Raw genomic sequence first — 5537 nt, 5'->3', positions numbered from 1 at the left:
GATCTTAAAAAAAGAGGAGGAAAAGGTTATTTTATTCTTGACAAGGGGAGGTTAGTTTGATAGAATATAATAGTTGTCGCGCGAGAGGATATCTTGAGCGCGAGATAGACCATTGAAAACTGAATAAAGTAGAATGACTATATGCGAGAAGGAAACTTCTTGTATGGAACTGTCAATTCAATAATGAAAGACAAAAGAACAGCCAGTTCATTTGATGAACTAAATTTAAATGAGAGTTTGATCCTGGCTCAGGACGAACGCTGGCGGCGTGCCTAATACATGCAAGTCGAGCGACGAATTGAGGTACTTGTACCAAGATGAAGAGCGGCGAACGGGTGAGTAACGCGTGGGAAATCTGCCGAGTAGCGGGGGACAACGTTTGGAAACGAACGCTAATACCGCATAACAATGAGAATCGCATGATTCTGATTTAAAAGAAGCAACTGCTTCACTACTTGATGATCCCGCGTTGTATTAGCTAGTTGGTAGTGTAAAGGACTACCAAGGCGATGATACATAGCCGGCCTGAGAGGGTGAACGGCCACACTGGGACTGAGACACGGCCCAGACTCCTACGGGAGGCAGCAGTAGGGAATCTTCGGCAATGGGGGCAACCCTGACCGAGCAACGCCGCGTGAGTGAAGAAGGTTTTCGGATCGTAAAACTCTGTTGTTAGAGAAGAACGTTAAGTAGAGTGGAAAGTTACTTAAGTGACGGTATCTAACCAGAAAGGGACGGCTAACTACGTGCCAGCAGCCGCGGTAATACGTAGGTCCCGAGCGTTGTCCGGATTTATTGGGCGTAAAGCGAGCGCAGGTGGTTCCTTAAGTCTGATGTAAAAGGCAGTGGCTCAACCATTGTGTGCATTGGAAACTGGGGAACTTGAGTGCAGGAGAGGGGAGTGGAATTCCATGTGTAGCGGTGAAATGCGTAGATATATGGAGGAACACCGGAGGCGAAAGCGGCTCTCTGGCCTGTAACTGACACTGAGGCTCGAAAGCGTGGGGAGCAAACAGGATTAGATACCCTGGTAGTCCACGCCGTAAACGATGAGTGCTAGCTGTAGGGAGCTATAAGTTCTCTGTAGCGCAGCTAACGCATTAAGCACTCCGCCTGGGGAGTACGACCGCAAGGTTGAAACTCAAAGGAATTGACGGGGGCCCGCACAAGCGGTGGAGCATGTGGTTTAATTCGAAGCAACGCGAAGAACCTTACCAGGTCTTGACATCCCGATGCTATCCTTAGAGATAAGGAGTTACTTCGGTACATCGGTGACAGGTGGTGCATGGTTGTCGTCAGCTCGTGTCGTGAGATGTTGGGTTAAGTCCCGCAACGAGCGCAACCCTTATTACTAGTTGCCATCATTAAGTTGGGCACTCTAGTGAGACTGCCGGTGATAAACCGGAGGAAGGTGGGGATGACGTCAAATCATCATGCCCCTTATGACCTGGGCTACACACGTGCTACAATGGGTGGTACAACGAGTCGCCAACCCGCGAGGGTGCGCTAATCTCTTAAAACCATTCTCAGTTCGGATTGCAGGCTGCAACTCGCCTGCATGAAGTCGGAATCGCTAGTAATCGCGGATCAGCACGCCGCGGTGAATACGTTCCCGGGCCTTGTACACACCGCCCGTCACACCACGGAAGTTGGGAGTACCCAAAGTAGGTTGCCTAACCGCAAGGAGGGCGCTTCCTAAGGTAAGACCGATGACTGGGGTGAAGTCGTAACAAGGTAGCCGTATCGGAAGGTGCGGCTGGATCACCTCCTTTCTAAGGAATATAAAAAAGATGTGAAACACGTTCCGCCTAGCGGACACTTCTGTACAAATTTAGGAAATTACCGCAAGGATGTTTACATCCGAGGATAATTTATCTAATTTGCTAGGAAGTGAGTGTTGAACTCAGTTAAAAAAGATGTCTTCTACTTTATTCAGTTTTGAGGGGTCTATAAGCACCCATAAAGCCAGTCTTTTAATGCAAGCAGTAGAAGATTGCGTTGAGAGGATGGGGCCTTAGCTCAGCTGGGAGAGCGCCTGCTTTGCACGCAGGAGGTCAGCGGTTCGATCCCGCTAGGCTCCATAGAGATATGAAAGACGTTTCGCGTAGCGAAAACTTCCGTAGAAAATTAGGAAATCTGTAATAGAAACTTTGGTTTCTATGGAAGATTTATCTATTTTCCTAGGAAGTTAGTCTTGAGTTCAATCTCTTGTCAACGAAGACGTTAAAATAGGAATTGATCATTGAAAACTAAATAACAATATCTTATAACGATAAATAAACCGAGAAATGATTAAACATTTCTGTAAAGCTGCGAATTATTTTGAAATAGTTCGAAAAAACTTATACTTGTAAGAAACTTCATCCTACTCACATCTAAGATATGAGCAAGATGAAGAAGCCAGGAGCTAAGTGCTAAAGCACAAAGCTCCTGAGCTTTGGCAAAGTTAATAAGGGCGCACGGTGGATGCCTTGGCATTAAGAGCCGACGAAGGACGTGACTAACGACGATATTCTAGGGGGAGCTGTAAGTAAGCACTGATCCCTAGGTCTCCGAATGGGGAAACCCACTATGTAATGCATAGTATCCGTAAGTGAATACATAGCTTACGCGAAGGTAACGCAGAGAACTGAAACATCTAAGTACCTGCAGGAAGAGAAAGTAACAACGATTTCCTAAGTAGCGGCGAGCGAACAGGAAGAAGGCCAAACCAAGAAGCTTGCTTTTTGGGGTTGTAGGACTGCAATGTGGACTTAAAGTTTATAGAAGAATTACCTGGGAAGGTAAGCCAGAGAGAGTAACAGCCTCGTATTTGAAATAGACTTTATACCTAGCAGTATCCTGAGTAGGGCTGGACACGTGAAATCCAGTTTGAATCCGGGAGGACCATCTCCCAAGCCTAAATACTCCTTAATGACCGATAGTGAACCAGTACCGTGAGGGAAAGGTGAAAAGAACCCCGGGAGGGGAGTGAAATAGCACCTGAAACCGTGTGCCTACAAGAAGTTCGAGCCCGTCAATGGGTGAGAGCGTGCCTTTTGTAGAATGAACCGGCGAGTTACGTTATGATGCGAGGTTAAGCTGAAGAGGCGGAGCCGTAGCGAAAGCGAGTCTGAATAGGGCGTTAAAGTATCATGATGTAGACCCGAAACCTAGTGACCTATCCATGAGCAGGTTGAAGGTGCGGTAAAACGCACTGGAGGACCGAACCAGGACACGTTGAAAAGTGTTTGGATGACTTGTGGATAGCGGAGAAATTCCAAACGAACTGGGAGATAGCTGGTTCTCTCCGAAATAGCTTTAGGGCTAGCGTCGCAATTTAAGTGTATTGGAGGTAGAGCACTGTTTGGATGAGGGGCCCATCTCGGGTTACCAATTTCAGATAAACTCCGAATGCTAATACACATGTGCGGCAGTCAGACTGCGAGTGCTAAGATCCGTAGTCGAAAGGGAAACAGCCCAGACCACCAGCTAAGGTCCCCAAATATATGTTAAGTGGAAAAGGATGTGGGGTTGCACAGACAACTAGGATGTTAGCTCAGAAGCAGCTATCATTCAAAGAGTGCGTAATAGCTCACTAGTCGAGTGACCCTGCGCCGAAAATGTACCGGGGCTAAACATATTACCGAAGCTGTGGATCAATATATATTGATGGTAGGAGAGCGTTGTAATCAGCGAAGAAGGTATACCGTGAGGGGTGCTGGAGCGATTACAAGTGAGAATGCCGGTATGAGTAGCGCAAGATAAGTGAGAATCTTATCCACCGTAAGACTAAGGTTTCCAGGGGAAGGCTCGTCCGCCCTGGGTTAGTCGGGACCTAAGGCGAGGCCGAAAGGCGTAGTCGATGGGCAACAGGTTGATATTCCTGTACTAGTATTGTTAGTGATGGAGGGACGCAGTAGGCTAAAGGGAGCCAGTTAATGGATTCTGGTCTAAGCAGTGAGGTGTGGGATGTGTCAAATGCATGTTCCTTTAACATTGAGCTGTGATGGGGAAGCGACATAAGTTGCGAAGCCCTTGATGTCACACTGCCAAGAAAATCTTCTAGCGATTAAAGCAATACTACCCGTACCGCAAACCGACACAGGTAGTCGAGGCGAGTAGCCTCAGGTGATCGAGAGAACTCTCGTTAAGGAACTCGGCAAAATGACCCCGTAACTTCGGGAGAAGGGGTGCTGTAGAAATACAGCCGCAGTGAAAAGATCCAAGCAACTGTTTATCAAAAACACAGCTCTCTGCTAAACCGCAAGGTGATGTATAGGGGGTGACGCCTGCCCGGTGCTGGAAGGTTAAGAGGAGGGGTTAGCAATAGCGAAGCTCTGAATTGAAGCCCCAGTAAACGGCGGCCGTAACTATAACGGTCCTAAGGTAGCGAAATTCCTTGTCGGGTAAGTTCCGACCCGCACGAAAGGCGTAATGATTTGGATACTGTCTCAACGAGAGACTCGGTGAAATTTTAGTACCTGTGAAGATGCAGGTTACCCGCGACAGGACGGAAAGACCCCATGGAGCTTTACTGCAGATTGATATTGAGTACCTGTGAAGCATGTACAGGATAGGTAGGAGACATTGAGCTTGGGACGCTAGTTTCAAGTGAGTCGCTGTTGGGATACTACCCTTGCTTCATGGTTGCTCTAACCCGCACGCATAAACGGCGTGGGAGACAGTGTCTGTCGGGCAGTTTGACTGGGGCGGTCGCCTCCTAAAGAGTAACGGAGGCGCCCAAAGGTTCCCTCAACATGGTTGGAAATCATGTGAAGAGTGTAAAGGTATAAGGGAGCTTGACTGCGAGAGCTACAACTCGAGCAGGTAGGAAACTAGGGCTTAGTGATCCGGTGGTACCGCATGGAAGGGCCATCGCTCAACGGATAAAAGCTACCCTGGGGATAACAGGCTTATCTCCCCCAAGAGTTCACATCGACGGGGAGGTTTGGCACCTCGATGTCGGCTCGTCGCATCCTGGGGCTGTAGTCGGTCCCAAGGGTTGGGCTGTTCGCCCATTAAAGCGGCACGCGAGCTGGGTTCAGAACGTCGTGAGACAGTTCGGTCCCTATCCGTCGCGGGCGTAGGAAATTTGAGAGGATCTGCCCTTAGTACGAGAGGACCGGGGTGGACTTACCGCTGGTGTACCAGTTGTTCCGCCAGGAGCACCGCTGGGTAGCTATGTAGGGAAGGGATAAGCGCTGAAAGCATCTAAGTGCGAAGCCCCCCTCAAGATGAGATTTCCCATTCTTTATGAATTAAGAGCCCTGAGAGAAGATCAGGTTGATAGGCTGGAAGTGGAAGTTCTGCGAGGGATGGAGCGGACCAGTACTAATAGCTCGAGGACTTTACCAAGTAATAGAACATATGAGTTTAGCTTTACTTATTTATTGTGAGATTGTTATTTAGTTTTGAGTGTTCAATACATTCAGAGTATGATTTGGTATTGATTGCATAGGAGATACACCTGTTCCCATGTCGAACACAGAAGTTAAGTCCTATTACGCCGGATGTAGTTGGGGGTTGCCCCCTGCGAGATAGGGTAAATGCCAAGT

The 5537-nt window shown here is 48.1% G+C and carries 1 tRNA gene and 3 rRNA genes; all 4 read left to right on the top strand.

The features are described from left to right. Positions 1–225 precede the first annotated feature (225 nt). The 4 genes from NFR51_RS10525 (at position 226) to rrf (ending at position 5537) form a co-directional block, all read left to right on the top strand. Positions 226–1772 (top strand): 16S ribosomal RNA (locus NFR51_RS10525). 236 nt (positions 1773–2008) lie between these two features. Beyond that, a tRNA-Ala gene (locus NFR51_RS10520) sits at positions 2009–2081 on the top strand. Between the two features lie 358 nt (positions 2082–2439). Further along, positions 2440–5337 (top strand): 23S ribosomal RNA (locus tag NFR51_RS10515). Positions 5338–5421: 84 nt separating this feature from the next. Beyond that, a 5S ribosomal RNA gene (rrf, locus tag NFR51_RS10510) occupies positions 5422–5537 on the top strand. Together the 16S, 23S and 5S rRNA genes with 1 tRNA gene alongside form the textbook arrangement of a ribosomal RNA operon.

The sequence above is a fragment of the Lactococcus ileimucosae genome, assembly GCF_943193185.1.
Taxonomy (GTDB): domain Bacteria; phylum Bacillota; class Bacilli; order Lactobacillales; family Streptococcaceae; genus Lactococcus; species Lactococcus ileimucosae.
Note: the sequence above shows the minus strand (reverse complement) of the source record. Positions and strands in the feature narration are given on the sequence as shown.